This is a genomic window from Budvicia aquatica DSM 5075 = ATCC 35567, from assembly GCF_000427805.1.
GTDB classification, from domain to species: Bacteria; Pseudomonadota; Gammaproteobacteria; order Enterobacterales; family Enterobacteriaceae; genus Budvicia; species Budvicia aquatica.
Genome location: NZ_KE386588.1, coordinates 80155 through 106174, shown reverse-complemented (window position 1 = coordinate 106174; position 26020 = coordinate 80155). Strand labels below are relative to the sequence as shown.

The following is a 26020-nucleotide window of genomic DNA, read 5'->3' as shown; positions in this document are numbered from 1 at the left end:
TGATGGTATCAATGGCAGGGGTGATTAAAATCATATGTCTTGTGTTATATATTGCCTATAATCGCTCTTTATCCGCCGCAGACAGATAACGCTTTTATGAACATAGAGTTAAGTTCCTGCCTCAATCAAATGTCGGATTACGGCGTCCGTCGTCTGGTTATTTTAAGCGGAGACCCCGCATGGTGCTATGAGCAGGCACTTACTTTTACTCGTCAATATCCCGGTGACTGGCCGTGGATCTCCGATCGTGTTATCGATGATTACCCTTACCTGCAACGCAGGCCTTCTGCGGTTAATAACTTGCTGGGCTCTGAGTTTCGACATGCCGTATTTGATGCTACCCAAGGCTTGCACGCCGAGGCATTAGCGGCGGTTTCCGGCACCTTGGCTGCCGGAAGTATACTGGTGATGATGGTCCCTGAATGGCATCGCTGGCCACAACGAGAGGACGCTGACAGTCTGCGCTGGAGCGAGTGCTCACAACCGATAAGTACACCTAATTTTATTCATCACTTTCAGCAACAGATAATGGCTGATAGTGATGTGATATTGCTGCGACAGCACCATCCTGTAACTCTTAATTTGCTCTCAGCCCGTTGTGATTGGTTACCTCCTGACGGCTCACCAACGGCAGAACAGCAAAACCTGCTGGCAACGTTATTCAGTGCTGAGCATGGCACCTATGTATTGATTGCCGGACGTGGCCGGGGTAAATCAGCCCTTGCCGGTATGATGGCCAGCGATTGGCCCGGTACGGGTAAATGCTGGCTTACGGCTCCGGCTCAGGCATCGACTGACACGCTGCAGTCATGGAGCAATGGGAAAGTGACATTCTTTTCTCCTGATGGGCTGTTGGAACAGTGTCGAATGACTAAGCCCCAAGGCGTTGACTGGCTGATTATTGATGAAGCCGCCGCTATTCCTGCGTCAGTGCTGTATCAACTATCCGCATTTTTCCCCCGAATATTACTGACAACCACCGTTCAGGGATATGAGGGCAGTGGCCGGGGCTTTTTATTGAAGTTCTGTGCCGGATTACCCGAACACCAGATTTTATCGCTAAATCGGCCGGTGCGCTGGGCTGATAACGATCCGTTGGAGCGCGTGATGAATCACGCACTGCTGATGGACGCTGAAGACAGCTTAGAACAGACGGCGGAGCGGCTACAAACCGTTATGCATATCGATCGGCCGCAGTTGGCTAAACAGCCGGCGTTACTGACTCAGTTTTATGGTCTGTTAACCAGCGCTCATTACCGCACCAGTCCGCTGGATTTACGCCGCCTGTTCGATGCTCCGGGAATGTCATTCAGCGTCGGATTAAGCCAAGATAATGGTGTCATTGCGGCACTCTGGTCAGTCGATGAAGGCGGACTATCTGCCGACTTAGCCCGTGAGGTATGGGCCGGACGCCGAAGACCCCGCGGGAATTTGGTGGCGCAATCGCTGGCGGCTCATGGTTCTGAATATCTTGCTCCGCAGTTATCTTCCTCCCGAATAAGTCGGATCGCAGTAATATCGTCGTTACGACGTCAGGGTATTGCCAAAAGTCTGGTCAGTGACCAAATCCGGCAGGCTAAGGACCGGGGGCTGGACTACCTTTCTGTCAGCTTCGGCTATACCGATGAACTTTGGTCTTTCTGGCAGGCATGTGGTTTTGAACTGATTCATATGGGAAGCCATAAAGAGGCCAGTAGCGGGTGCTATTCCGCAATGGCACTGGTTCCTTTTACTCAGCGAGCAATAATGCTCACTAAAAGGTCTAAACGTCACTTTCTTCTGGGCCAACTGCTTAATGGTTTTCGGCCTGAATGTATCAATGATATTGCACCTGTCGCTTTAGACGATGATGACTGGCTGAGTCTGGCTGGTTTTGCTTTTGCGCTCAGAACGCCGGATGCCACTCAGGTATCGCTGTATCGATTATTAAGACACCCCGACGTTGAATGTCGATGGGTTAGGATGATGCTAGAGCAGCGCTATAGGCTAGACGAGTTAGTCCAGCTATCAGGCGTTAGCGGTAAAAAGGAACTGATTAAGCTTTGGCGATATGAAGTTGCGCAAGCGCTGACGTTATTGGATAAGCAGAAGAGCCGCTACTGGAAAGATTGGGTTTTAGGCATAATTCCGCTTGAGTGTGGAAGTTAACCTGCTATTTAGCCGGCGTATTAAGCGTGGACTGTTTTATCTGAGTTAATCCCAAAGGTCACAATAATTATTGCGGCCTTTGGGTTACGGACTAATAAATTAATTCTATTGGGATAAATTTTAGCATTATTGATGTAGTGTATGTACTAACTGTAATAGAACTTTTCAGCGCCGATAAATTTATCCGGAAAATGAGTCTGACACCCTCACTATTTCTTCTTGTTTTTATTCCATTCATCATCATCTTCTTTATCCCACTGGGCGTTGTTATCCCGGTGAGGCGGAAGTTTAGACGGATCGTTAAGTGAGCCTTTATAATTGATTTTGTTCAGGGCTTTGATGCCGTTAATAAAAATACCGACCAAAATAACCAGAATGATCCACCAGTAGTCAGCTAACCATGTCATAAGCATACCCCGTCAATGTTGGTGATGTAGCGTTCAAATATTGACTCAATATGCTGGCTGAGCCAGTCATAGCCTGCAATATCCTGATTTTCCCATGCGCTAAGTAAAATCTCTGGCGTGAGTAAGCGTTCAGCCTCTTGCGCCAGCGGATAATAACTTAAGTGCCATGGTTCAGCCGCTACGCCCCCTCGGTCATGATGAAATGGGCGATAGAAACCGTATTTACTCATGTTAGCCGTTAACCACAAAGTTAGCTGGTAGAAATAGCCATTTTCCTGATATTCCCAAGGTTCGAGCTGCAGCTTTTGACCTTCGGGTAATAAATCCGGATCGTAGATATCCAGATCTGTCCCCCAGTGATGGCGGCTGGCTCCGGGCATCGCCGACCAGCGTAGAATCGCACAACAGCGCTCACCATTACCTAAAGTTGAGATGTCCATCGGCTGGCTTTGGGCATCCATCACCTGACGAATGCCGGAAAACTTCTCATTCCATATAGCCCGCTGTCTGGCAAAATCACGAAATGTACTGGCCGGCTGGAGGTTAAACCCAGCCAGCTTAGCCGCCGTCTGTAATTCAAAAAAGGCGCTGACTGCCGCAGGCTGTAGCCGGTGGTTTCCGCTTAAACAGGCCAAGTGTTCCGTACTCTGACCGGTCAACATTTCGGGGGTGATCATGCCAGTAACTGTTCCATTATTTTTTGATACATTCGGCTGAGCAACTGAAGGTCTGAGGCTTTAACGCACTCATTCACTTTATGAATGGTGGCATTGACCGGCCCTAGCTCAACAACCTGTGTTCCCATAAGGGCAATAAAACGGCCATCCGAAGTACCACCGGTGGTCAGCAGTTGTGGGGCGGTGGTAGCGTAGTACTCAACGGCATGAGAGACCGCGTCAACCAGCTTTCCGCGCGGAGTTAAGAACGGTTTTCCTGACAGATTCCACTCTATGCTGTAGCGCAGTTGGTGGCGCTGCAGCATTTCCTGAACCTTACGGGCAATTTGTTCGTGGGTGAGCTCGGTGCTGTAGCGGAAGTTAAACTGAATAAATAGTTCACCCGGGATAACATTATTACTGCCGGTTCCGGAATGTATATTGGCGATTTGCATGCTGGTTGCCGGGAAGAATTCATTACCCCGATCCCATTCGGTATTCACCAATTCGCTGATAAATGCGGTTGCTTTGTGAACCGGATTGTCAGCCAGATGGGGGTATGCAACATGGCCTTGGGTACCATGAACCGTCAGGTTTGCAGTTATAGAGCCTCTGCGGCCATTTTTTACTACGTCACCCACCCGTTCAGTACTCGACGGTTCACCGACCAGACAATACTCGACCCGCTCACGGCGAGCCATCAGAGCCTCAACGACTTTTACCGTACCGTTAACCGCGCTGGCTTCTTCATCAGAGGTAATTAAAAAGGCTAAGCGGCCCTGATGATTAGGATTTGCAGCGACAAAACGTTCTGCGGCAACCACCATTGCAGCCAGTGAACCTTTCATATCGGCTGCACCGCGGCCGTAAAGAAAGCCATCCTGAATGGTGGGTTCAAAAGGTGATTGATTCCAGTGTTTTTCATCACCGGTAGGAACGACATCGGTATGCCCGGCAAATGCCAGCGTAGGAGCGCCCGCACTTCCTCCTCGGTGAGCCCAAAAGTTCAGCGTATCGCCGAAGTTCATCGGTTCAACGGTAAAGCCGATGGCCTTCAGCCGATCGATCATAATCTGCTGACAACCTTCATCGTTGGGGCTCAGCGAAGGGCGCTTAATGAGCTGCTGGGCTAAAGTGATTACTGGGCAGAACATTATTTCACCCCATCAATAAACTGTTGATAGCTGTCAGCAGAAAAGCCCAGCAACATACGATCGGAATCATTCAGGGCCAGGACCGGGCGTTTAATGATTGAGGGCTGAGCCAGCATCAGCACTTTTGCGCATGCTTCATTATTGGTCGCTGCTTTTTGTTCATCAGTCAGCTTACGCCATGTGGTGCCACGGGTATTGAGCAGGGCCTCCCAACCAAGATGGTCAATCAGCGTCTGTATTAGTGCTTCATCTAAGCCATCGGTGCGATAATCATGAAAACGGTAGTCAACCTGATGCTCTTCCAGCCAACGGCGGGCTTTTTTTATGGTATCGCAGTTTTTAATGCCGTAGAGGCTATATGGCGTTTTCAAACGAAGTCCCTCATCAATTTAGAATCATAAGTACAAGCGGACGGCCTGTCGCAGGTTAGTACGTTCAGCAAAGGGCTGATAAAGTCAGGATCGACCAAAGAATAAATCTACCATTTATTGGTATAATAGTGCGAAAAAATGCGATCTAATTTAAAAAATTGGCTGAAAACTCGGGGGTATTAAAGGAAATTAGGGATGGTTGTTAACGTTAGCGAGCGTTGTTAGGACGGATATTCAATTGCCATTGAAATCGTCCCCCGATAGCAGGGGACCGGAATATTTCAAATGGCGAAGAGCGAATAGCTAGTTACTGGCTTTTTGTTCCAGATACATCACCGTTGCCGCCACGCGTGAGCGAACGTTCAGCTTACGCAGCATATTACGAATATGCACTTTTACGGTTTCTTCAGAAATATGCAGATGAACGGCAATTTGTTTATTAGACATACCGCGAGCAACTTCTTGTAATACGTCTAGCTCACGTTCAGTCAGTGACTCAAACGGATCGGTTTGTTCGTCTCTGGTTGCCAGATATTCATGAATAATGTCACTGAATACGTTTTCCCCATTGGCAGCCTGAAGAATTTTACTCAGTAACTGCTCAGGCTCACTGTCTTTTAGCAGATAGCCATCAGCCCCGGCATCAATCAGCGCATAGATATCATTACGTGAGTCTGAGACGGTAAGCACAATAATTCGAGCATCAACCCCTTCATTACGTAAGGCTTTCAGCGTATCCAGACCGGACAGGCCCTTCATATTCAGATCGAGTAAAATTAAGTCAGGTGAAAATTGGCTGGCAAAGGTGATAGCTTCATTGCCATTGCTTGCCTCGGCCACGATGTTAAACGTCGGCTCAAGTTCAAGAAGTTGTCTAACGCCACGGCGCATAAGCGGGTGGTCATCTACGATCAAGATATTACATTGCTCTGACACAGTGTATTACTCCGTTGTTTCTTAATCTGTTGAAGAATACTGATATATACCGCCATACTTCAATTTACAGATGCGTTGGTGACATTCAGTCACTCGCTGCCTTTCTGCATATCGAATTATTTCAGGTATAAAATATTTCCCATTTTATTCTTTTTATTAAAAACTTATTGTTGAGGAAAGAGAAGACATACAGAAGTCCCTCCTTCTTCACGACGATGAATATTAAGCGTACCGCCTAATCGGGATGCCCGTTCGCTCATAATATTCAGGCCATAATGCCCTTCCGGTTCATCAAGACTTTTAATACCCGTTCCGTTATCGGTAATTATAATCATATTATTACCGTTAGGTGCAGAATCACAGTTGACAGTGATAAGCGTAGCATTGGCATGCTTGATGGCATTCAAAACCGCTTCCCTGACAATTTGTAATGCATGAACCTGCTGTTGTGCATTAAGAGACTGCGAGGATAATGCACAATGAATCTGAATTGATGCCGTCGTTTGGCCCTGTAAAGGTACTATCAACTGGTTCAGTGCTTCATGAAGGTCAGCTTCCTGTATCGTCAGCCTGAAGGTAGCCAATAATTCCCTAAGCTGTCGATAGGCGCTGGAAAGCGCTTGATCAAAATCACTGATAACCGACATTGCCTTTTCATTATTACTGGGAATAGTACGTTTAAGCAAGGTAAGTTGAATTCGTAAGAAAGAAAGAGACTGAGCCAGTGAGTCGTGCAACTCACGGGCAATGGTTGCTCTTTCTTCCATGAGAAGGACTTGCAGATAACGTTTTTGTGCCCGGTTAAAGTAAATGCCCCGGCTTAATATATTCGCGACGTTCTCGATTAATTGCGGGTGAACGGCCGTATCTGAACATTGCCAGCTTAATCGCCCTAACTGTTGCTCATTTTGCTCTAAGGTCAGGTATTGCCAGTCACGGTTTTTATCTTCAGTGCCTTCAACTAAAACCCAGCGGCCTTCACCACTGTCTTGGACTTCCAGCCGTATTGTGACCAGGTTTTCACTGTTACGTACAATAGACAGAACCTGCTCGAAGCATTGGCGATCGACCTGACTGACGCTTAGCGCCTGCAAACAGTCATACAGTACGCCCAGCGAGCGGTTTGCCTGGGTTAACTTGAGGGTTTTTTCTGCTACTTTTTCGGCCAGTGACTGATACAGCTTAGCTAAATCTGTCGACATAGAGGTAAAGGCGGTAGCCAGTACGCCGAGTTCGTTAGGCAATTCTACATCCAGTGGTGGATGGTCAAATCGACCGGTTTGAATATAGTGGCTGGCATGGACCATTCGATTGAGTGGCTCAACGATTTGCCGTCTGCTGAAGTGAATAATGTAAAAAACCAGTCCGATGGTAAGTAAAAAGCTAATGATACTGATGCCAGCGGCAACCCTTAGCTTCATTTCAGAAAAACGTTGAATAGACAGGACAAAATTATCAATTTGCTTTACATAGTTTGATAGCTGATTGATATAGTTTTCGGGGCGATTACCCTTCAATTCACTTTCAAGCAGGCTCCAGCGTTCCAGCAACAGACGATACTCATTTTGAATGTCTGACGGTGAGTAGAAACGCTTAAATTCCGCTAATGCAGGCGCTTTAAGAGAAAGATCGTATTGCCTGATGTGTTCTTCAAGATCCGGCGAATTAGTCGTCAGGTCATAGGCCAAGCGATAGCTTTGCATACGCAGTGAACCGGAAATATTCACCGCTTCCGCATCGGTACGGCTGGCGATTAGCGTAATGATAGCCAGACCAGTGGATAATACGGATAAAACAACAATTGCAATCAGCATGCGTGCAATAGTCGTGGTGACTGAACGTTTCACTGACACCTTGATACCTCAACGACTTAAATAATATGAAATAAAGACGATTAAATAAAATGACTGTATATTTGTTATTTAATTGTTAATTTGACCGGCGCTAAATGAGCGGGTAGATAAATAATTCAGCATTCATTGATAAGTGCGCTTAATTATATTTTTAATTCTCAATCAAATAACGATGATATGAAACCAAACATAGGTCAAAAATCTGCTTAAAAAAGACGCTATCGATTGATCTAACGCAAACTACCCTATGATTTACCCATTAAGAGTAATTATAACTCTACCCTCTAAAGATTAACTTACGCTAGCCGGAGTTTCTATCTGAATTATTTTTTTCCGGGGCTCATAAGATTAACCAGTATTGAAAGAAAAGAAATGTTTCTCTTGTGTTAACGGAGTAAAAGCATGTCGGTTTTATCGAGGCGAAATTTATTACGCGGGCAGTGGCATCGCAGTTCTGCGATTCGGCCGCCCTGGTCGATAGACGAAGCGCAATTTATTGATGGTTGTACGCGTTGCCATGCTTGTGTTGATGCCTGTGAAACTCAGGTTTTAATCGTTAAGGGAGAGGGTTTTCCTGAGATAGATTTTCAACGCGCTGAGTGCACATTTTGTGGCCGTTGTGTGGCGGCTTGTCCGGAACCGGTTTTTACATCGATACAAAACCAGCCCTGGCAGCGCAAGGCTGTAATTAGTACCACCTGTTTAACTTTTCAGAATGTAGCATGCCGGAGCTGCCAAGATGTCTGCGAGCCTAATGCGATTAAGTTTAAGCTTCGATTAGGGGGAATAGCGCAGCCCGAATTAGACAGTGATAGCTGTACCGGATGTGGAAGCTGTATTTCGAGTTGTCCTGTTCAAGCCATCACAACCAGTGAGAGTGATAAAGATAATGTCGGAAAATAATAGCTGGCACGTTTGTAGTCTGATTGTTCAGGTTAAGCCTGAAAATATTTCAAAAGTAAGTGAAGCACTGTGTGCACTACCGGGAACTGAGATTCCCGGAGTGAATGAAAATGAAGGCAAGTTAATCGTTGTTATGCAAGCAGATAATTCCGACGTTCTGTTTGCCCAAATTGAGTCAACGCGGGATTTAGCGGGTGTGTTGGCTGTGTCGCTGGTTTACCACCAGCAAGATGAGCAAGGTGAGGATACGCCATGAAACTCAGTCGTAGAGACTTCATGAAAGCAAATGCTGCTGCCGCAGCTGCAGTGGCCGCAGGAATGACTATTCCTACGGTAGCTGTGGCCGCTGAAGGAAGCGAAGATATTAAGTGGGATAAGGCTCCGTGCCGCTTTTGTGGTACCGGATGTAGCGTCTTAGTTGGCACACAGAATGGCCGAGTTGTGGCTTCTCAGGGAGACCCTGATGCGCCGGTTAACCGTGGTCTGAACTGTATCAAAGGTTACTTCCTGCCTAAGATTATGTACGGAAAGGATCGTCTGACTCAGCCGCTGTTGCGTATGAAAGACGGCCAATATGCTAAAGACGGTGAGTTTACCCCGGTAACCTGGGATCAGGCATTCACCGTAATGAGTGACAAGTACAAAAAGGCCTTTAAAGATAACGGTCCTAACGGTGGTGGTATGTTTGCTTCAGGGCAATTCACCATTTGGGAAGGTTATGCTGCGGCTAAACTGTTCAAAGCGGGCTTCCGTTCTAACAATATCGACCCGAATGCGCGTCACTGTATGGCCAGTGCGGTAGTTGGTTTTATGCGTACCTTTGGTATGGATGAACCTATGGGTTGCTACGATGATATCGAGCAGGCCGATGCTTTTGTCCTTTGGGGCTCAAACATGGCGGAAATGCACCCGATTCTGTGGTCACGCATTACCGACCGTCGTTTGTCTAACCCGAATGTTAGGGTTGCGGTGATGTCTACCTTTGAACATCGTAGCTTTGAATTAGCCGATAACCCGATGATCTTCAAGCCTCAGACCGATCTGGTTATTCTCAACTATATTGCTAATTACATTATTGAAAATAACGCTGTTGATCATGAGTTCTTAGAGAAACACGTTAATATCCGCCGTGGTGAAACTGATATTGGTTATGGCTTACGCCCGACTAATCCGCTGCAAAAAGCAGCTAAAAACCCGGATAGTGATAAATCAACGCCAATGAGCTTTGATGAATATAAAGCTTTTGTCGCTGAATATACCTTAGAAAAAACGGCAGAAATGACCGGAGTGGCAAAAGATTCGCTGGTTGCTTTGGCAAAACTGTATGCCGATCCAAACGTGAAAGTGGTTTCTTATTGGACCATGGGCTTCAACCAGCACACCCGCGGTGTATGGGCGAATAACCTGTGTTACAACATCCACTTACTGACCGGTAAAATTTCTAAGCCGGGCTGTGGTCCGTTCTCACTAACCGGCCAGCCATCAGCCTGTGGTACTGCCCGTGAAGTAGGTACCTTTGCTCACCGTCTGCCTGCGGACATGGTGGTTACCAACGAAGCACACCGTAAAATTGCTGAGCAAAAGTGGAAATTGCCTGAAGGCACCATTCTTGGCAGCATTGGCCTACATGCCATCGCTCAGGACCGTGCTCTAAAAGACGGCAAGCTGAACGCTTACTGGACGCTGTGTACCAATAATATGCAGGCTGGTCCGAATATTAACGAAGACCGTATGCCTGGCTGGCGCGATCCGCGCAACTTTATTGTGGTTTCCGATCCGTATCCGACCATCAGTGCACTAGCCGCTGACCTGATTTTACCGACCGCCATGTGGGTAGAAAAAGAAGGGGCTTATGGTAACGCTGAGCGCCGTAGTCAGTTCTGGCGTCAACAGGTTAAAGCTCCGGGCGAGTCTAAATCCGACCTGTGGCAAATTGTTGAGTTCTCTAAATACTTTAAAACCGACGAAGTATGGCCTGCTGAACTGTTAGACAAGAACCCTGAGTACCGCGGTAAAACGCTGTATGAAGTGCTGTTTGCTAACGGCCAGGTTGATAAATTCAACGTGGATGAACTGGCTGCCGGTCAGCTTAACGATGAGTCCCGTGAGTTTGGCTATTACCTACAGAAAGGCCTGTTTGAAGAATATGCTGGCTTTGGCCGTGGTCATGGTCATGACTTAGCTGACTTCGACGCCTACCATAAAGCGCGTGGTTTACGCTGGCCGGTGGTCGACGGTAAAGAGACCTTATGGCGTTACCGTGAAGGTTTTGACCCGTATGTGAAAGCCGGTGAAGGCGTTAAGTTCTATGGTAAGCCTGACGGCAAAGCGGTGATTTTTGCCCTGCCTTATGAGCCAGCAGCTGAAAGCCCGGACGAAGAGTTTGACCTGTGGTTATCTACCGGTCGTGTTCTGGAGCATTGGCATACCGGTTCAATGACCCGCCGCGTACCTGAATTACATCGCTCATTCCCAGAATCAGTGCTGTTTATTCACCCTCAGGATGCACAAAAACGCGGTATGCGCCGCGGAGATAAAGTTAAGGTCCAGTCCCGTCGCGGCGAGTTAGTTTCGATTGTGGAAACTCGTGGCCGTAACCGTGTACCTGAAGGTTTAGTGTATATGGCGTTCTTTGATGCTGCACAGCTAGTTAACGTTCTGACTCTGGATGCTACAGACCCATTGTCGAAAGAAACTGACTACAAGAAGTGCGCAGTTAAAGTGGTCAAAGCATAGGATAAGAAGGACGTATCACTATGGCTAATCAAAGGGATAAAGGGCCCGCACGTCGCCGTTTTTTACGCGACGTAGCACGCAGCGCAGGCGGCTTAGCCGGTCTGACGCTGCTGTTGGGCATTCCGCAAAAACAGTCTCAGGCCGCACGTGAGGGCATTGCTCTGCGTCCGCCTGGTGCACTACCGGAAGCGGCGTTTAATAGCGCCTGCATCCGCTGTGGACAATGCGTTCAGGACTGTCCTTACGATACCTTAAAGCTGGCAACGTTACTGTCGCCGGTCTCTTCAGGTACCCCGTACTTTGTGGCTCGTCAGATACCTTGTGAAATGTGTGACGATATTCCCTGTGTTAAAGCTTGTCCTAGTGGTGCATTAGACTCTTCTCTAACAGATATTGATAAGTCCCGCATGGGACTGGCGGTATTACTGGATCATGAAAACTGCCTGAACTGGCAGGGATTACGCTGTGATGTTTGCCACCGGGTGTGTCCGTTAATCAACAAAGCCATTACGCTGGAGCTTCATCGTAATGAGCGCACGGATATGCACGCTAAGTTTTTACCTACGGTTCACAGTGAATACTGTACCGGCTGTGGTAAATGCGAAGAAGCCTGTGTTCTTGAGGAAGCCGCTATTAAGGTGCTTCCTTTGTCACTGGCTCAGGGCAAATTGGGTGAGCACTACCGATTGGGCTGGATAGAAAAAGATAAAGCCGGGCATTCACTGATTCCCGAAGCTTTAACGCTACCCACCCGTAAGCCGGAAGGAGGGCTATAATGGCAAATGCACCTAAACAGGCAGGCCATGAAGCTCGGGCCAAATATGGCTGGTGGTATAGCCACCGCTTCCTGATTTTACGTCGGATCAGTCAGTTGCTTATTCTCAGCATGTTCCTGACCGGACCTTTGTTCAGCATCTGGATCCTACGGGGTAACTACAGCGGCAGTATGCTGCTGGGCACTATCCCGTTGGCCGATCCTTTAATTATGTTGCAAAGTCTGGCATCTGGTCATATTCCTGCCGTTCCGGCTGAAGGAGCCAGCGCTGGCTGGGCTTCTTGGTCCGAATGGTATGGAATATTCGGCGGTTTAATTATTGCTCTATTGTATGCGTTATTTGCCAGCCGGTTGTTCTGCGGCTGGGTTTGCCCTCTGAGTCTGGTCACTGATTTTGCTGCCTGGTTGCGGCGTAAATTAGGTATCCGAAACAGTGCCACTATTCCGGCCTCACTGCGCTATGGCATTTTGATTGCCATTATTTTAGGCAGTGCGGTTAGCGGGGCCTTGGTCTGGGAATGGGTAAATCCGGTTTCAGCCTTCGGCAGGGGATTAATCAACAGCATTGGACATTCATCAGCGTCAGTAAATGGTGTGATTACCGGACTGGTTTTCGGTTTCGGCGCCAGTATCTGGCTGATTGTGGTGGTTTTCCTGTTTGACCTGTTAGTGGTCGAACACGGTTGGTGTGGCCACCTGTGTCCGGTTGGTGCTCTTTATGGTGCTATTGGCTGTAAAGGGACATTGAGAATTAGCGCAGAAAATCGCCAGGACTGTACCCGTTGTATGGATTGTATCCACATCTGCCCGGAGCCACAGGTACTGCGCGGCCCTCTGTTTGGTAAAAATGAGAGCCCGTTAGTATTGAGCAAAGATTGTATTTCTTGTGGCCGGTGTATTGATGTCTGTTCTGAGAAAGTATTTCAAATAAAAACACGATTCCATCGTTCGGGAGTAAAGGAATGAAGAGTAACGTCTTGAAAAAGCAGGTTACCTTGTGGGCAATGTTAATTGCATTAGTCTCCGGCGGCGTTGCTGTTGCTGCAGGTAATGGCGTTGATTTCAGTCAGTCACCGGAAGTTTCCGGTACCACTGAAGGTCAAATAATTATGCCTAAAGAGCAAAGTCGTATGGCACTGGACTATGTAAACCAGCCGCCAATGATTCCACATAGCGTAGAAGGCTATCAGGTAACGTCTAAGGTCAATACCTGCCTTAAATGTCACGGTGTTCAAAGCTACCGTACCACCGGAGCACCGCGTATCAGCCCGACGCACTTTATGGACAGTGAAGGTCATGTAAGCAGTCAAGTGGCTCCACGTCGTTATTTCTGCCAGTCTTGCCATGTTCCACAGGCTGACGCACCACCTATTATTGGCAATACGTTCGAGCCTGCACCGGGATACGGTCAGTAATCGGGGGATGAAATGAGTAAAGAGAAAAAACCGGGTTTGATCCGCCGGGTCTGGACATGGTTCCGTACACCGAGCCGTTTAGCTATTGGTACCTTATTGATTCTGGGCTTTGTTGCCGGCGTCGTTTTTGTGACTGGCTTTAATACCAGCATGCATGCGATGAACAGTGAAAAGTTCTGTATCAGCTGCCATGAAATGCGCGATAACGTTTATCAGGAATATATGGATACTGTGCACTACAGCAACCGGACTGGCGTTCGCGCTATCTGTTCCGACTGTCACGTGCCACAGGAGTTTGTTCCTAAAATGGTACGTAAAATTCAGGCAACTAAAGAGCTGTATGGTAAAGCGTTTGGCATCATTGATACGCCACAGAAATTTGAGGCTCATCGTTTAGAGATGGCCAAGAATGAATGGGCCAGGATGAAAAAGAACGACTCTCAGGAGTGTCGTAACTGCCATAGCTTCGACTATATGGACTTTACCGAGCAGAAGACCGTCGCCACTAAGATGCACAGTTTTGCCATCGATGAAGGTAAAACCTGTATTGACTGCCATAAAGGGATTGCGCATAAGCTTCCTGATATGACGGGGATTCCTAACGGTTTCTGAGGCTGTCGAATAGCTTTATCACTAAAGGCCTGCAGGTTTATGACTTGCGGGCTTTTTTATTGATAGTTTAACCCAGCGTTTATTCCCCACTGTTTTCTAATTTTTGTCATCCCCACATTCCGCCATCCCGTTTTTCAACGGGATGGCGGAATGTGGGGAATGCAGAGTTAACTTTGACGAAGGATGGAGGTTAGGTTGCTATCTATTTCTTAAACTTCAACAGCCATTTATCTAGTTCATTGGCAAACTGTTGGCGATCGCGTTGGGTCATGGTATTGGGTCCGCCGGTTTGTACTCCGCTGGAGCGCATAGTGTCCATAAAGTCACGCATTGTCAGGCGTTCGCGAATGGTTGCCGGGGAATAACGTTCACCGCGCGGGTTAATCGCATCTCCGCCTTTTTCAAGTACTTCGGCTGCCAGCGGAATATCGGCGGTGATAACTAAGTCTCCGGGTTCAACCCGGCGTACTATCTCATTGTCAGCCACATCAAATCCTGCGGGCACTTGAAGGCTACGAATATAGGGTGACGGAGGTGCTTTGATATATTGGTTGGCTACCAGCGTCACCATGACGTTAACCCGATCGGCGGCCCTAAATAGCACTTCTTTTATCACGTTAGGGCAGGCGTCTGCATCGACCCAGATTTGCATAATTTATCCTTACTTTTAACGGCATTTATTGCTGGCGTTGGCTAATTTACCATGTCCAGCCTCAATCATATGGCCGACTGATAAAGATAATTTAGTATACCACCACAAGAATATTCAGTTGCCTATTGCACTTGTCGCTAAACTTACCATAATCATCAACTATTAGAGGGTGATAACGGTGAATAATGATGGAAATCCGTATATTTAAACAAGGTGATTTTGAAGACGTAGTAACGCTATGGGAACGTTGCGATTTATTGCGTCCGTGGAACGATCCTGAAACGGATATCGAACGTAAACAGAACAACGATCCTGAACTGTTTCTGGTTGCTGAGGTCGGAGGTGAGGTAGTCGGTACGATTATGGGCGGATATGACGGCCATCGCGGTTCGGCGTATTACCTTGGCGTACATCCTGATTATCGCGGAAGAGGCATTGCCAATGCGCTGATCAGCCGACTAGAGAAAAAGCTTATTGCCCGAGGCTGTCCTAAATTGCAATTAATGGTGCGTGACGATAACGACGCCGTGATCGGGATGTATGAAAAGCTTAGCTATGAAATTCAGGATACGGTTTGCATCGGTAAACGGTTAATTGAAGATCAGGAATATTAGCAGGGAGTCGATCGCCATCTTCTTGCCCACTGACCCGATAGGATAATAGATGAATATTCGTGTTGTTTTGTTACTGGTTCCTTTTTTGATTACGGGCTGCTCAACCGTCAGTAATTTTTCCTTTTCAAGCCTTTCTCCGTTTAACTGGTTTGGCGGTAGTCCGATGTTAAGCGATAGCGGATTAGGTGATATCTCTTCGGCAACCCCGCTGGATGAAGACTCTCTGAATAAAACCTTAGATGATGACTATCGTCTGCGTAAAGGTATGGGCATGTCTGCCGGTCAAACGACCACATTCTTTGAGGCAATGGACGGTACTAAACTTCAATTGGCTTTTTATGGCAATGAGCAGGGCAAAGTTGAACGTATTGAAGTGATGGATAAAGGGATTAAAACGCCGGCGGGAACCAAGCTGGGCACTGAGTTCAGTGAACTGTTTGAAAAAGCCTATAACCATTGTGAAGTCGGCACCGGTGACTATACCGGCAGTGTGATTTGTCAGTCTCCGGAAAGTAAACATATCAGCTATATTTTCAGCGGTGAGTGGATGGGTTCATCCAGCATAATGCCACCGGATGATAAGCTGAAAACCTGGACAATTAGTAAGATGGTCTGGAGCGCGAAATAACATATTTGTTACGCGCAGATTGATTTGAATGAATACCGTCAGGCTGGATATTGCCGTTTGGCCTGACGGTTGTATTTCAGCTATGGCTAAACCAGAACGACTTCAACACCCTGTTGGCGTAGTTGCTCGACAATAACCGCATCGGCGGCTTTACCGGTAATTATCATATTAATTTGTTCTGTCCTGCTAAACAGCATGCCTGCTCTCTGGCCGATTTTACTGCTATCAACCAACACCACCAGCTTACCCACATACTTCAACATTTTTTGCTCAGCCATGGCGGTTAACATATCGGTTTTATATAACCCATCAACGGTTAAACCTTTGCCGCTGGTAAACATCCAGTGCCCTGCGTATAGGCTGGAATCGCTATCCTGAGGTGATAAGGTAATTGACTGACTTTTATTATACTGCCCGCCCATGATAACGACGCTATCGTGTTCTTGCTCAATCAGATAATTAGCCAAAGGCAAATAGTTAGTAATAACCTGAATATCGCGACCAGCAATCTCTTTTCCTAACAGAAATGCGGTAGAACCGCAGTTGATCACCACGCTTTCTCCGGGCTGACACAGCTCTGATGCGGCTTTGGCAATGCGCATTTTTTCATTCAGATTCTGAGCCTGATGAATATTTAACGGTGTCCAGGCCGGCCGCTGTGAATGAATGACTTCCGCGCCGTTACGCACTTTCCGTAGCTTATTCATATTATTGAGCTTATTGATGTCTCTGCGTGCAGTCGCCGGTGAGATATTAAAAGTATCGATAACATTTGCGATGGAGATTTGCCCCTTTCGCTGCACCAACTCAAGAATAGCGTTATGGCGTTGAGATTCGGTCATGTGGGCTCCGGTCTGTGCGTGAATATGATTATCCGGTGATTATATGCGAGCGGGAATGCAATTTAAATCATCATGTCAAATAAAAGCACATTAGCGGGAATTTGACGGATGGGGACTGGCCATCCGCCCAACGGTTACCGATTACAAGAATGATTTAAACGGAAGGTCCGGCTCAATAGTAAAGCAATCATCAAAGCCGCGCGGATAGTGATATTCAAAGTTATCTTTATCCTGAGGCCAGATAAATTTGCCACCAACCTGCCAGATATACGGTTTGAAATTATACTTTAGCCGGTCTTTTTTCATATTCCACAATACCCGTATTTCCTGTGGATCGGCCTGAAAGTTAGACCAGATATCGTGATGGAAGGGGATAACGACCTGCGTATTCAGTGATTCAGCCATACGCAGGATATCAGCGCTGGTCATCTTGTCGGTGATCCCTCGAGGATTTTCACCATAAGACCCCAAGGCAACGTCAATTTTGTGGTCGTTACCATGTTTAGCATAGTAGTTGGAATAATGAGAGTCTCCGCTGTGGTAAAGGCTGCCGCCCGGCGTTTTAAACAAGTAGTTTACCGCTCGCAGGTCCATGCCGTCAGGTAAGGTGCCTGCTGCTTTTTGGTCTGCCGGTAGTGTGATCAGCGCCGTACGGTCAAAGGCATCCAGCGCATGAATTTCGATATCTTTTATGCGAATAACGTCCCCGGGCTTGACTACCCGGCAGCGTTCAACCGGCACGCCCCAACTTATCCAAATATCAACGCAGGTTTGCGGCCCGATAAAAGGAACCGATGAGTCGCAGTTTTGCATCACCGCCGCGGCTACGTTGACATCGATATGGTCGTTGTGATCGTGAGTAGCCAGTACGGCATCAATATTTTTGATGGCAAAAGGATCCAGAACAAATGGGGTGGTGCGCAGGTTAGGCTGTAGTTTTTTAACGCCAGCCATTCTTTGCATTTGATGGCCATTTTTCATCAATGGGTTGCCGTGGCTCTGCTTGCCTGTACCACACCAAAAATCAACGCAAACGTTAGCTCCGCCTTCAGATTTCAGCCATATACCGGTGCAACCTAACCACCACATAGCAAACGTTCCCGCAGCGACCTGTTCTTGATCTATTTCTTCATTTAACCAAGATCCCCATTCTGGAAAGGTACTCAGAACCCATGAATCACGCGTGATGGTATTAACTTTACTCATGATGAAACCCTCTTTATTGGTTATTAGGCTGCGTTATTTAGCATTGAAAGAATCAAGTTGAATCACTAAAAGATTTATTATGATTTTTAATGATTGTTTTTCGAACTCTAGCATTGATTTTTTTTATGTTCAACGGAGATTTTTATTGGGTTTAATCGACTTTCACTACCTGGGTTGTTGGGTGTTATCAATTTAAAGAACAAATTATATTATTTAATTTATTGATATTTAATGATAATTATTTGATTGAATTGTTTCGGTTTGATATTGGAATGATAACATTGGGAGCAATGTCACAAATAATCATAATAAATCTTTTAATGATTCTTTGTGATTGGTATGGTGATTTTGTTTTATAGCTACGTACTTAGGAATTACAAAACAGGTACGTCTAATTCACTGGATAGATAAAAAATCAAACGGGGAGTTTTATGGAAACCCTCTACAACATTTTTACCGTTTTCTTTAATCAGGTCATGACAAATGCGCCATTGTTGCTGGGTATTGTCACGATGCTTGGCTATATGCTTTTGCGTAAAAGTGCAACGGTGATAATCAAAGGTACGATCAAAACGATTGTCGGTTTTATGTTGCTGCAGGCGGGTTCTGGCATTCTGACCAGTACCTTTAAGCCCGTGGTTGCTAAGCTATCTGAGGTTTACGGGATTAATGGTGCTATCTCTGATACCTATGCGGCGATGATGGCAACGATTGAAAGAATGGGTGATGCCTATAGCTGGGTTGGCTATGCGGTGTTGTTAGCACTCGCTCTGAATATTATCTATGTTTTGCTACGCAGAATTACCGGTATTCGTACCATCATGCTTACCGGCCATATCATGTTCCAGCAGGCGGGCCTGATTGCCGTATTCTTTTTCATTCTGGGCTATGACATGTGGACTACGGTTATCTGTACTGCAATTTTAGTCTCGCTCTACTGGGGCATCACCTCCAACATGATGTTCAAACCAACGCAAGAAATCACTGAGAATAGCGGTTTTTCTATCGGACATCAGCAGCAGTTTGCCTCATGGGTTGCTTATAAAATAGCACCGTATCTGGGCAAAAAAGAAGATAGCGTAGAGAATATGAAATTGCCGGGGTGGCTGAATATCTTTCACGACAACATTGTTTCCACGGCGATTGTGATGACTCTGTTTTTTGGCATCATCCTGTGTTCTTTCGGTCTTGATACTCTGCAGAAAATGGCCGGTAAAACCCATTGGACCATCTACATTCTGCAAACTGGCCTGATGTTTGCCGTTGCTATTTTCATTATTGTGCAGGGCGTGCGCATGTTTGTTGCTGAGTTAACGGAGGCCTTTAACGGCATCTCTCAAAAACTGATACCCGGCGCCGTACTGGCTATCGATTGCGCGGCTATTTATAGCTTTGCCCCCAACGCAGTGGTTTGGGGTTTTATGTGGGGCACGATAGGTCAGCTAATTGCCGTCGGCGTTCTGCTCGCGGTGGGTTCTTCCATCATGATTATTCCCGGCTTTATTCCCATGTTCTTCTCTAATGCCACCATCGGCGTTTTCGCTAATCATTTTGGCGGATGGCGCGCGGCATTAAAAATCTGTCTGGTCATGGGGATGATAGAAATCTTTGGCTGCGTGTGGGCGGTTAAGCTCACCGGTCTGAGTGCCTGGATGGGCATGGCTGACTGGTCGATTCTAGCGCCTCCATTAATGCAAGGGCTGACTCTTGGCCTGTGGTTTATGGGCGTCGTAATCGCGATTGCACTGTTGTATATGTTTTTTGCCAGCCGTTCACTACGGGCAGAAGAAGATCTGGAACAGCAGCAAAAGGAATTATCTAAATCCATAGCTAATTAATACTAACCAATTGGAGATTTCATTATGACAGTACGAATTTTAGCAGTGTGCGGTTGCGGGCAGGGCAGTTCCATGATCATGAAAATGAAAGTCGACCAGTTTCTCACGGAGCAAAAAATTGATCATACGGTTAATAGCTGTGCCGTAGGTGAATATAAATCAGAAATCAGCGGAGCGGATATCATTGTTGCTCCTACCCATGTCGCTGAAGAGATTACGGTTAGTGGGAATAAATATGTGATTGGCGTTAGAAATATGCTGTCACCCGCTGATTTTGGTCCGAAGCTAATGGATGTGATTAACGCGCATTTTGCTAAAGACATTAAATCATAGGAGCCATTAATGAAACTCAGAGATTCTCTCGTTCAGAATAATTCTATTCGTTTACAGGCAGAAGCCGATGACTGGCAGGCCGCGGTTAAAATCGGCGTTGATTTGCTGGTTGAGGCTGGCGTTGTAGAGCCTCGTTACTACCAGGCCATTCTGGACGGCGTTGAGCGTTTCGGTCCGTATTTTGTGATTGCCCCGGGTCTGGCTATGCCTCACGGCAGACCGGAGGAAGGCGTTAAGAAAAACGGATTTGCGTTAGTCACCCTTAAAACGCCGCTGGTATTTAATCATGAAGATAACGATCCGGTAGACATTCTGATCACGTTCGCCGCCGTTGACGCTAAAACCCATAACGAAGTCGGCATCATGCAGGTGGTTAATTTATTCGAAGATGAAGCTAACTTCGATCGCTTGCGGGCCTGCCGTTCTGCTCAACAGGTTCTTGAGCTAATCGATGAAACGACAGCCGCTGCCAATGCTTAATTAAGGAAATTTAGTTATGACTAATCATTCATTACCTATGTTACAGGTTGCACTGGATAACCAGACCATGTCCGATGCTTATGCGACCACCCGGCTGATCGCTGACGAAGTCGACATCATTGAAGTTGGCACCATTCTTTGCGTTGGTGAAGGCGTTCGGGCCGTGCGCGATCTAAAGGCGCTCTATCCCGATAAAATCGTGCTGGCCGATGCCAAAATAGCCGACGCCGGTAAGATCCTGTCACGTATGTGTTTTGAAGCTAATGCTGACTGGGTCACGGTAATTTGCTGTGCCGATATTAATACGGCCAAAGGCGCGCTGGAAGTGGCAAAAGAATTTGGCGGAGACCTGCAAATTGAACTGACCGGTTTCTGGACGTGGGAGCAGGCGGATGAATGGCGTAGGGCCGGCATTCAACAGGTCGTTTACCACCGTAGCCGTGATGCACAGGCTGCAGGCGTTGCATGGAGCGAGGCCGATATTGCCGCCATCAAACGCCTGTCCGATATGGGGTTTAAAGTCACCGTTACCGGCGGGTTGGCGTTAGAAGATCTTCCTCTGTTTAAAGGAATCCCTATTCACGTATTTATTGCTGGGCGCAGTATTCGCGATGCAGCAAGCCCGGTTGCTGCCGCAAGAGAATTTAAACGTTCTATTGCTCAGCTTTGGGGATAAGGAGCCTTTATGCTGCAGAAAGCGGTTCCACTTGGTATCTATGAAAAGGCGTTGCCGCAGGGTGATGACTGGCTGGCTAAGCTTACGCTGGCTGCTGAATTGGGTTTCGATTTTGTTGAGATGTCTCTGGATGAGAGCGATAGCCGGTTAGCTCGACTAGACTGGAGCCCTGAACAACGGATGGCGCTGGTTTCTGCTGTAGCTAAAACCAGCGTACGCGTGCCTTCAATGTGCTTAAGCGCTCACCGACGCTTTCCGCTGGGTGCAGAAGATGATGAGACGCGCAATCAGGGACTGGAGATTATGCGTAAAGCCATCAGGCTGGCTCAGGATGTTGGAATCAGGGTAATCCAACTGGCCGGTTATGATGTCTACTACAAGCAGGCCAATGATAATACCCGGGAACGCTTTCGCCATGGTTTAAAGGAATCTGTCGAAATGGCCAGTCGAGCGCAGGTTACGCTGGCAATGGAAATTATGGATTATCCGTTAATGAACTCAATCAGTAAGGCATTGGGTTATGCGCATTATCTGAATAATCCATGGTTCCAACTTTATCCTGATATCGGCAATTTATCGGCCTGGGATAATGACGTGCAGATGGAACTGGCTTCCGGCGCTGGCCATATCGTAGCGGTTCACGTCAAAGATACAAAGCCGGGCATATTTAAAAATGTACCTTTTGGTGAAGGCATTGTGGATTTTGAACGTTGTTTTTCTACCTTGCATAAAAGTGGTTATCAGGGCCCCTATCTGATTGAAATGTGGAGCGAAACGGCCAGTAACCCGACGAAAGAGGTGATTATTGCACGGGATTGGGTAAAACAGCGAATGCACAACGCAGGCTTGGCCATCGAGGTATAACTATGCTTGAACAGCTTAAACAACAGGTTTTTGCCGCTAATATGGCATTGCCGGATTACGGCTTAGTGACGTTTACCTGGGGTAACGTTAGCGCTATCGACCATGGCCGCGGTCTGATAGTGATAAAACCAAGTGGTGTACCTTATGACACGATGAAAACCGAAGATATGGTGGTAGTCGATTTACAGGGTAAGGTTGTTGACGGTGGTTATCGGCCCTCATCGGATACTGCTACGCATTTGGTGCTTTATCAACGTTATCCACAGATTGGTGGTATTGTTCATACTCATTCTACTCACGCAACAGCATGGGCGCAGGCTGGCCTGCCTATTCCTGCGCTTGGCACAACTCATGCGGATTATTTCTTTGGTGATATTCCCTGTACCCGACCGCTCTCTGCAGAAGAGGTCGCTGGTGAATATGAACTCAACACCGGAAAAGTGATTGTTGAAACATTAGGTGATAATGACCCGCTGCATACTCCCGGTGCTGTGGTTTACCAACACGGTCCTTTCGCATGGGGAAAAGACGCTCATGACGCAGTGCATAATGCAGTCGTGATGGAGGAAGTTGCCAAAATGGCCTGGATAGCCTGTGGCATTAACCCTCGACTGCGCCCGCTTGACGGTTACTTAATGAATAAACACTTTCGCCGTAAACATGGGCCAAACGCCTATTACGGGCAGACATAGTGAATATCCACCGGTCTCGGGCTGGTGATTAATCCATCTTGTTAAATGTCAGCGTGTTACATCATTCCCAAGGAATATTTTTAGCATGATATTTCGCTATTTATGAAAGCTCTGCATTTCCTTACGCTGGATGAGACTTATTCTTTTACTCTGACATGTTTAACTGTCTAATATTTATAGGATTATTTCGATGGGATTTAAAAATTTGTTTTTACAAACGGAACCGTCTCGCCGGCGCTATGGTATCGCCGTTTTTGTCGGATTTATTGCAGGTATTTTATCGGCATTTGTTAAGTGGGGAGCCGAAGTACCGCTGCCGCCCCGCACCATTACTGATGGTCGCGCAGAATTTAATCCGCCTTATCTTTTTTTGCGTGATTACCTCGGTATAGACCCGACAAGTACGGTATATACCTTCTCTGAGCACATTATTAACCCAGTGATGGTAACGCATATTATATTTTCACTGGTGTTTGCTATTGGTTATTGCATTGTTGCCGAGCGCTTTCCGAAAGTGAAAATGTGGCAAGGGGTGATGGCCGGTATTATTGTGACTGTTATCGTTCACGGGATAACTATCCCGCTGCTCGGGCTATCGCCAGCGCTGTCTATGTTGCCCTTTGATGAATATGTTTCTGAAATAGTCGGGCATATCTTTTGGTTCTGGGTTATTGAAATGATCCGACGCGACCTGCGCAATCGCATTACTCATGAGCCCGATGCAGAAGTCCCGCTAGATTCACCCTATCGCTGATTTTGAAATAATTAAAATTTAACTGAACGAAAAGAATAGGGGCCAGTGTTATCTGGCCCGAAGTATTTGAAAGCCGGGTGATTTGTATGCTTGTTGCGTTTTGGCTGATGTACTATGTAGGGCGCTTCGATTCTCTGATCCGGTCGCTAAGCATAAACGATATTCAATTGACAAAAATAAAGAATTTATCCTGTTAGTTTTGAGTTAACGCATGATAGCCTGCTCTTATTTCGCTATGATAGAGGCATTATTTCTATACATATTAAGTGTCGTCTGAAACCGGGCGGCGATTTAATCGATACGAGGATAGGTTTTATGGCGCAATCTCAAAGCGGTGTTCTGCTGGAGCACTGTCGTTTTGGTATTTTTATTGAAGCAAAAGTGGGCACTGATTTAGAACGTATTCGCTCTGGTTGTAAAGATTTTTGCGCGGCGTTAGCTGAGTTACAGCAAAAATTTCCGGATGCGGCATTAGGCGGGGTGATCTCATTTGGCTCCGACCTGTGGAAGCAACTGTCTGGTGGTAAGGGCGCTGGTGAGCTTAAATCTTTTACTCCGTTGGGTAATGGACTGGCTCCGGCAACCCAACGAGATCTGTTAGTCCATATCCTTTCTCAACGTCACGATATCAACTTCACTCTTGCTCAAGCGGCGCTAAAAGCTTTTGGCGATGCCATTACGGTTGAAGAGGAAACGCATGGTTTCCGTTGGACCGAAGAACGTGATCTTAGCGGATTTGTTGACGGCACTGAAAACCCACAGGGTGATGCACGGCCTGAAGTTGCCGCTATCCCTGCCGATGATGCTGAAGATGCCGGTGGCAGCTATGTTTTAGTTCAGCGCTATGTGCATGACCTGAATATCTGGAACCAGATGCCGGTTAAAGCACAGGAAAATGCGATGGGGCGGACTAAGTTTGATAATCAGGAATTACCGTCTGACAAGCGCCAGCCTACTTCTCATTTAGGCCGCGTAGATCTTAAAGAAGAGGGCAAAGGCCTGAAGATTCTTCGTCAAAGCCTGCCTTATGGTACCGCCAGCGGAGAGCATGGTTTATTGTTTATCGCTTATTGCGCTCGTTTACATAATATTGAACAACAGCTGCTGAGTATGTTTGGTGATATGGATGGCAAAACCGATCAGTTGCTGCGCTTCAGTAAGCCGGTCACCGGTAGCTATTATTTTGCACCTTCTCTGCAACGTTTGATGGCGTTGTAAGAACGATCACCGGCAGGGATTAGCCTTGCCGGTGACTCTTATTTGTCACTTTTACCCTTTCGTCATCCCCCCGCGATTCCTGCGCTGACGCTATATTCCTTTTTGCTCTTAATCAGTCCTAAACGGTATATGAAAACGTTATATATAAGTTAAATCTGGTCATACACTATGACTTATCCAATGCGGTTTTTATTACTCTGCTTCGTTAATAGCGAACGGTAAATAACAGCGATAAGTGAGAATGTAAAATGAACAGAAAATGGCTAAAAGGCTGGGTATTAGCAACGCTGGTAGCAACCGGTTCGGCATCTGCCGCAGAATTACTAAATAGCTCTTATGATATTTCTCGCGAGCTGTTCGCTGAGATAAATCCGGTGTTTGAAAAACAGTGGAAAAAAGAGTCAGGTGAAGATCTGACGATTAAACAATCCCATGCAGGATCGTCAAAACAGGCTTTAGCTATTTTACAGGGGCTTAAAGCCGATGTGGTTACTTACAATCAGGTCACTGACGTTCAGATACTGCACGATCGCGGTAATTTGATTCCGGCAGACTGGCAGTCCCGTTTACCAAATAACAGCTCTCCATATTACTCAACCATGGCGTTTCTGGTTCATAAGGGAAACCCTAAGAATATTCGTGACTGGAACGATCTGGTCCGTGATGACGTGAAGCTGGTTTTCCCTAATCCTAAAACATCCGGCAACGGTCGTTATACCTATTTAGCCGCCTGGGGTGCTACCAATATTGCTGACGGGGGCGACCAGAAAAAGACTCGCGAGTGGATGACCCGTTTTCTACAAAACGTAGCGGTATTTGATGTCGGTGGTCGTGGTGCCACAACCTCTTTTGTTGAGCGCGGGCTGGGGGATGTATTGATTAGCTTTGAATCTGAAGTTAACAACATTCAAAAACAGTATGGCGCCGACAAGTATGACGTTATCGTTCCTCCGGTTGATATTTTGGCAGAGTTCCCTGTCGCGTGGGTTGACCGCAATGTAGAACGTAATGGCACAGAGAAAGTGGCTAAGGCTTATCTAAACTTCCTCTACACGCCGGAAGCTCAGCAAATCTTCACGCGTTATCACTATCGGGTATACGACAAAGCGGCTATGGACGCGGTGAAAAGCCAGTTCCCTGAAGTAAAACTGTTCAATATCGAAGACCAATTTGGCGGTTGGGAAAAAGTGATGAATGAGCACTTCAGTACTAACGGTATTCTGGATCAGCTATTAGCCGAAGGACATAAAATCTAAT

The 26020-nt window shown here is 46.8% G+C and carries 28 protein-coding genes; 19 read left to right on the top strand and 9 right to left on the bottom strand.

The features are described from left to right. Positions 1-96 precede the first annotated feature (96 nt). A complete protein-coding gene (locus tag YWE_RS28610; protein WP_227659973.1) occupies positions 97-2148 on the top strand; it encodes a tRNA(Met) cytidine acetyltransferase TmcA in 2052 nt (683 codons plus the stop codon). A 209-nt stretch (positions 2149-2357) separates the two neighbouring features. Here YWE_RS28610 and YWE_RS0124340 read toward each other — a convergent pair whose 3' ends face one another. From YWE_RS0124340 to narQ, 6 genes are all read right to left on the bottom strand, one after another. Beyond that, positions 2358-2555 carry a YpfN family protein gene (locus tag YWE_RS0124340; RefSeq protein ID WP_029096783.1) on the bottom strand — a complete coding sequence of 66 codons (198 nt, stop codon included), beginning with the start codon at positions 2553-2555 and terminating at the stop codon, positions 2358-2360. Continuing rightward, on the bottom strand, positions 2552-3232 hold the full coding sequence (locus tag YWE_RS0124335; protein ID WP_029096782.1) for a M15 family metallopeptidase: 681 nt from the start codon (positions 3230-3232) through the stop codon (positions 2552-2554). Before YWE_RS0124335 ends, YWE_RS0124340 begins: the two co-directional genes overlap by 4 nt. Then, entirely contained in the window at positions 3229-4365 is a 1137-nt protein-coding gene (dapE, locus tag YWE_RS0124330; RefSeq protein WP_029096781.1) for a succinyl-diaminopimelate desuccinylase, read from the bottom strand. Before dapE ends, YWE_RS0124335 begins: the two co-directional genes overlap by 4 nt. Beyond that, entirely contained in the window at positions 4365-4736 is a 372-nt protein-coding gene (locus YWE_RS0124325; RefSeq protein ID WP_029096780.1) for an ArsC family reductase, read from the bottom strand. The genes dapE and YWE_RS0124325 overlap by 1 nt, the downstream gene beginning before the upstream one ends. A 303-nt stretch (positions 4737-5039) precedes the next feature. Then, the gene (gene narL, locus YWE_RS0124320) at positions 5040-5672 is read right to left on the bottom strand and encodes a two-component system response regulator NarL (RefSeq protein ID WP_029096779.1); all 633 of its coding nucleotides are present in this window, start codon (positions 5670-5672) and stop codon (positions 5040-5042) included. Between the two features lie 164 nt (positions 5673-5836). Then, positions 5837-7525 carry a nitrate/nitrite two-component system sensor histidine kinase NarQ gene (gene narQ, locus YWE_RS0124315; protein ID WP_029096778.1) on the bottom strand — a complete coding sequence of 563 codons (1689 nt, stop codon included), beginning with the start codon at positions 7523-7525 and terminating at the stop codon, positions 5837-5839. Positions 7526-7927: 402 nt separating this feature from the next. Between narQ and napF the strand changes: the two genes are divergently transcribed. Genes napF through napC form a run of 7 tightly spaced genes read left to right on the top strand, consistent with a single transcriptional unit; the run spans position 7928 to position 13966 of the window. Beyond that, positions 7928-8428 (top strand): ferredoxin-type protein NapF, encoded by a 501-nt coding sequence (napF, locus tag YWE_RS0124310; protein ID WP_029096777.1) that lies wholly within the window; start codon positions 7928-7930, stop codon positions 8426-8428. After that, positions 8415-8684 (top strand): chaperone NapD, encoded by a 270-nt coding sequence (gene napD, locus YWE_RS0124305; RefSeq protein WP_036017070.1) that lies wholly within the window; start codon positions 8415-8417, stop codon positions 8682-8684. The genes napF and napD overlap by 14 nt, the downstream gene beginning before the upstream one ends. Next, positions 8681-11164: a nitrate reductase catalytic subunit NapA gene (napA, locus tag YWE_RS0124300; RefSeq protein WP_029096775.1), complete on the top strand. Its 2484-nt coding sequence runs from the start codon at positions 8681-8683 to the stop codon at positions 11162-11164. Before napD ends, napA begins: the two co-directional genes overlap by 4 nt. 20 nt (positions 11165-11184) lie before the next feature. Next, entirely contained in the window at positions 11185-11940 is a 756-nt protein-coding gene (napG, locus tag YWE_RS0124295) for a ferredoxin-type protein NapG (protein WP_029096774.1), read from the top strand. After that, positions 11940-12905, top strand: a complete 966-nt coding sequence (locus tag YWE_RS0124290) for a quinol dehydrogenase ferredoxin subunit NapH (RefSeq protein ID WP_029096773.1) — start codon at positions 11940-11942, stop codon at positions 12903-12905. The genes napG and YWE_RS0124290 overlap by 1 nt, the downstream gene beginning before the upstream one ends. Next, positions 12902-13354 carry a nitrate reductase cytochrome c-type subunit gene (gene napB, locus YWE_RS0124285; protein ID WP_029096772.1) on the top strand — a complete coding sequence of 151 codons (453 nt, stop codon included), beginning with the start codon at positions 12902-12904 and terminating at the stop codon, positions 13352-13354. The genes YWE_RS0124290 and napB overlap by 4 nt, the downstream gene beginning before the upstream one ends. Before the next feature lie 12 nt (positions 13355-13366). Beyond that, positions 13367-13966, top strand: coding sequence for a cytochrome c-type protein NapC (napC, locus tag YWE_RS0124280; RefSeq protein ID WP_029096771.1), 600 nt, complete (start codon positions 13367-13369; stop codon positions 13964-13966). Between the two features lie 202 nt (positions 13967-14168). On the opposite strand, the gene YWE_RS0124275 is transcribed toward napC, so the two are convergent. Continuing rightward, positions 14169-14618 (bottom strand): YaiI/YqxD family protein, encoded by a 450-nt coding sequence (locus tag YWE_RS0124275; protein ID WP_029096770.1) that lies wholly within the window; start codon positions 14616-14618, stop codon positions 14169-14171. Positions 14619-14806: 188 nt separating this feature from the next. On the opposite strand from YWE_RS0124275, the gene YWE_RS0124270 reads away from it, so the two are divergent. Beyond that, a complete protein-coding gene (locus tag YWE_RS0124270) occupies positions 14807-15232 on the top strand; it encodes a GNAT family acetyltransferase (RefSeq protein WP_029096769.1) in 426 nt (141 codons plus the stop codon). Between the two features lie 49 nt (positions 15233-15281). Further along, positions 15282-15860 (top strand): RpoE-regulated lipoprotein, encoded by a 579-nt coding sequence (locus YWE_RS0124265; RefSeq protein WP_029096768.1) that lies wholly within the window; start codon positions 15282-15284, stop codon positions 15858-15860. An 86-nt stretch (positions 15861-15946) separates the two neighbouring features. On the opposite strand, the gene ulaR is transcribed toward YWE_RS0124265, so the two are convergent. Both ulaR and ulaG read right to left on the bottom strand, forming a co-directional pair. Next, entirely contained in the window at positions 15947-16702 is a 756-nt protein-coding gene (gene ulaR / locus YWE_RS0124260) for an HTH-type transcriptional regulator UlaR (RefSeq protein WP_029096767.1), read from the bottom strand. A 141-nt stretch (positions 16703-16843) separates the two neighbouring features. Then, entirely contained in the window at positions 16844-17908 is a 1065-nt protein-coding gene (ulaG, locus tag YWE_RS0124255) for an L-ascorbate 6-phosphate lactonase (protein WP_029096766.1), read from the bottom strand. Between the two features lie 431 nt (positions 17909-18339). Between ulaG and YWE_RS0124250 the strand changes: the two genes are divergently transcribed. The 9 genes from YWE_RS0124250 (at position 18340) to cysP (ending at position 26019) form a co-directional block, all read left to right on the top strand. Then, complete coding sequence (locus YWE_RS0124250) at positions 18340-19746, top strand: PTS ascorbate-specific subunit IIBC (protein WP_029096765.1); 1407 nt, start codon at positions 18340-18342, stop codon at positions 19744-19746. Positions 19747-19770: 24 nt separating this feature from the next. Then, complete coding sequence (gene ulaB / locus YWE_RS0124245) at positions 19771-20079, top strand: PTS ascorbate transporter subunit IIB (RefSeq protein ID WP_029096764.1); 309 nt, start codon at positions 19771-19773, stop codon at positions 20077-20079. A gap of 9 nt (positions 20080-20088) precedes the next feature. Further along, complete coding sequence (ulaC, locus tag YWE_RS0124240; protein ID WP_029096763.1) at positions 20089-20559, top strand: PTS ascorbate transporter subunit IIA; 471 nt, start codon at positions 20089-20091, stop codon at positions 20557-20559. Between the two features lie 16 nt (positions 20560-20575). Further along, entirely contained in the window at positions 20576-21235 is a 660-nt protein-coding gene (locus YWE_RS0124235; protein ID WP_099044274.1) for a 3-keto-L-gulonate-6-phosphate decarboxylase UlaD, read from the top strand. A 9-nt stretch (positions 21236-21244) separates the two neighbouring features. After that, positions 21245-22099 (top strand): L-ribulose-5-phosphate 3-epimerase, encoded by an 855-nt coding sequence (locus YWE_RS0124230; protein WP_029096761.1) that lies wholly within the window; start codon positions 21245-21247, stop codon positions 22097-22099. Between the two features lie 2 nt (positions 22100-22101). After that, positions 22102-22791: an L-ribulose-5-phosphate 4-epimerase gene (locus YWE_RS0124225; protein ID WP_036017068.1), complete on the top strand. Its 690-nt coding sequence runs from the start codon at positions 22102-22104 to the stop codon at positions 22789-22791. A 190-nt stretch (positions 22792-22981) separates the two neighbouring features. Next, positions 22982-23545: a YagU family protein gene (locus YWE_RS0124220; protein ID WP_029096759.1), complete on the top strand. Its 564-nt coding sequence runs from the start codon at positions 22982-22984 to the stop codon at positions 23543-23545. Between the two features lie 315 nt (positions 23546-23860). Continuing rightward, positions 23861-24763: a Dyp-type peroxidase gene (locus tag YWE_RS0124215; RefSeq protein ID WP_029096758.1), complete on the top strand. Its 903-nt coding sequence runs from the start codon at positions 23861-23863 to the stop codon at positions 24761-24763. A 248-nt stretch (positions 24764-25011) separates the two neighbouring features. Continuing rightward, complete coding sequence (gene cysP, locus YWE_RS0124210) at positions 25012-26019, top strand: thiosulfate ABC transporter substrate-binding protein CysP (protein WP_029096757.1); 1008 nt, start codon at positions 25012-25014, stop codon at positions 26017-26019. Position 26020: the final 1 nt, after the last annotated feature.

Bases quoted from the DNA above. Each gene is read 5' to 3' on its own strand.
- YWE_RS28610 (WP_227659973.1), top strand. From the start codon at position 97: ATGAACATAGAGTTAAGTTCCTGCCTCAATCAAATGTCGGATTACGGC.
- YWE_RS0124340 (WP_029096783.1), bottom strand. From the start codon at position 2,555: ATGACATGGTTAGCTGACTACTGGTGGATCATTCTGGTTATTTTGGTC.
- YWE_RS0124335 (WP_029096782.1), bottom strand. From the start codon at position 3,232: ATGATCACCCCCGAAATGTTGACCGGTCAGAGTACGGAACACTTGGCC.
- dapE (WP_029096781.1), bottom strand. From the start codon at position 4,365: ATGTTCTGCCCAGTAATCACTTTAGCCCAGCAGCTCATTAAGCGCCCT.
- napF (WP_029096777.1), top strand. From the start codon at position 7,928: ATGTCGGTTTTATCGAGGCGAAATTTATTACGCGGGCAGTGGCATCGC.
- napD (WP_036017070.1), top strand. From the start codon at position 8,415: ATGTCGGAAAATAATAGCTGGCACGTTTGTAGTCTGATTGTTCAGGTT.
- napA (WP_029096775.1), top strand. From the start codon at position 8,681: ATGAAACTCAGTCGTAGAGACTTCATGAAAGCAAATGCTGCTGCCGCA.
- napG (WP_029096774.1), top strand. From the start codon at position 11,185: ATGGCTAATCAAAGGGATAAAGGGCCCGCACGTCGCCGTTTTTTACGC.
- YWE_RS0124290 (WP_029096773.1), top strand. From the start codon at position 11,940: ATGGCAAATGCACCTAAACAGGCAGGCCATGAAGCTCGGGCCAAATAT.
- napB (WP_029096772.1), top strand. From the start codon at position 12,902: ATGAAGAGTAACGTCTTGAAAAAGCAGGTTACCTTGTGGGCAATGTTA.
- napC (WP_029096771.1), top strand. From the start codon at position 13,367: ATGAGTAAAGAGAAAAAACCGGGTTTGATCCGCCGGGTCTGGACATGG.
- YWE_RS0124275 (WP_029096770.1), bottom strand. From the start codon at position 14,618: ATGCAAATCTGGGTCGATGCAGACGCCTGCCCTAACGTGATAAAAGAA.
- YWE_RS0124270 (WP_029096769.1), top strand. From the start codon at position 14,807: ATGGAAATCCGTATATTTAAACAAGGTGATTTTGAAGACGTAGTAACG.
- YWE_RS0124265 (WP_029096768.1), top strand. From the start codon at position 15,282: ATGAATATTCGTGTTGTTTTGTTACTGGTTCCTTTTTTGATTACGGGC.
- ulaR (WP_029096767.1), bottom strand. From the start codon at position 16,702: ATGACCGAATCTCAACGCCATAACGCTATTCTTGAGTTGGTGCAGCGA.
- ulaG (WP_029096766.1), bottom strand. From the start codon at position 17,908: ATGAGTAAAGTTAATACCATCACGCGTGATTCATGGGTTCTGAGTACC.
- YWE_RS0124250 (WP_029096765.1), top strand. From the start codon at position 18,340: ATGGAAACCCTCTACAACATTTTTACCGTTTTCTTTAATCAGGTCATG.
- ulaB (WP_029096764.1), top strand. From the start codon at position 19,771: ATGACAGTACGAATTTTAGCAGTGTGCGGTTGCGGGCAGGGCAGTTCC.
- ulaC (WP_029096763.1), top strand. From the start codon at position 20,089: ATGAAACTCAGAGATTCTCTCGTTCAGAATAATTCTATTCGTTTACAG.
- YWE_RS0124235 (WP_099044274.1), top strand. From the start codon at position 20,576: ATGACTAATCATTCATTACCTATGTTACAGGTTGCACTGGATAACCAG.
- YWE_RS0124230 (WP_029096761.1), top strand. From the start codon at position 21,245: ATGCTGCAGAAAGCGGTTCCACTTGGTATCTATGAAAAGGCGTTGCCG.
- YWE_RS0124225 (WP_036017068.1), top strand. From the start codon at position 22,102: ATGCTTGAACAGCTTAAACAACAGGTTTTTGCCGCTAATATGGCATTG.
- YWE_RS0124220 (WP_029096759.1), top strand. From the start codon at position 22,982: ATGGGATTTAAAAATTTGTTTTTACAAACGGAACCGTCTCGCCGGCGC.
- YWE_RS0124215 (WP_029096758.1), top strand. From the start codon at position 23,861: ATGGCGCAATCTCAAAGCGGTGTTCTGCTGGAGCACTGTCGTTTTGGT.
- cysP (WP_029096757.1), top strand. From the start codon at position 25,012: ATGAACAGAAAATGGCTAAAAGGCTGGGTATTAGCAACGCTGGTAGCA.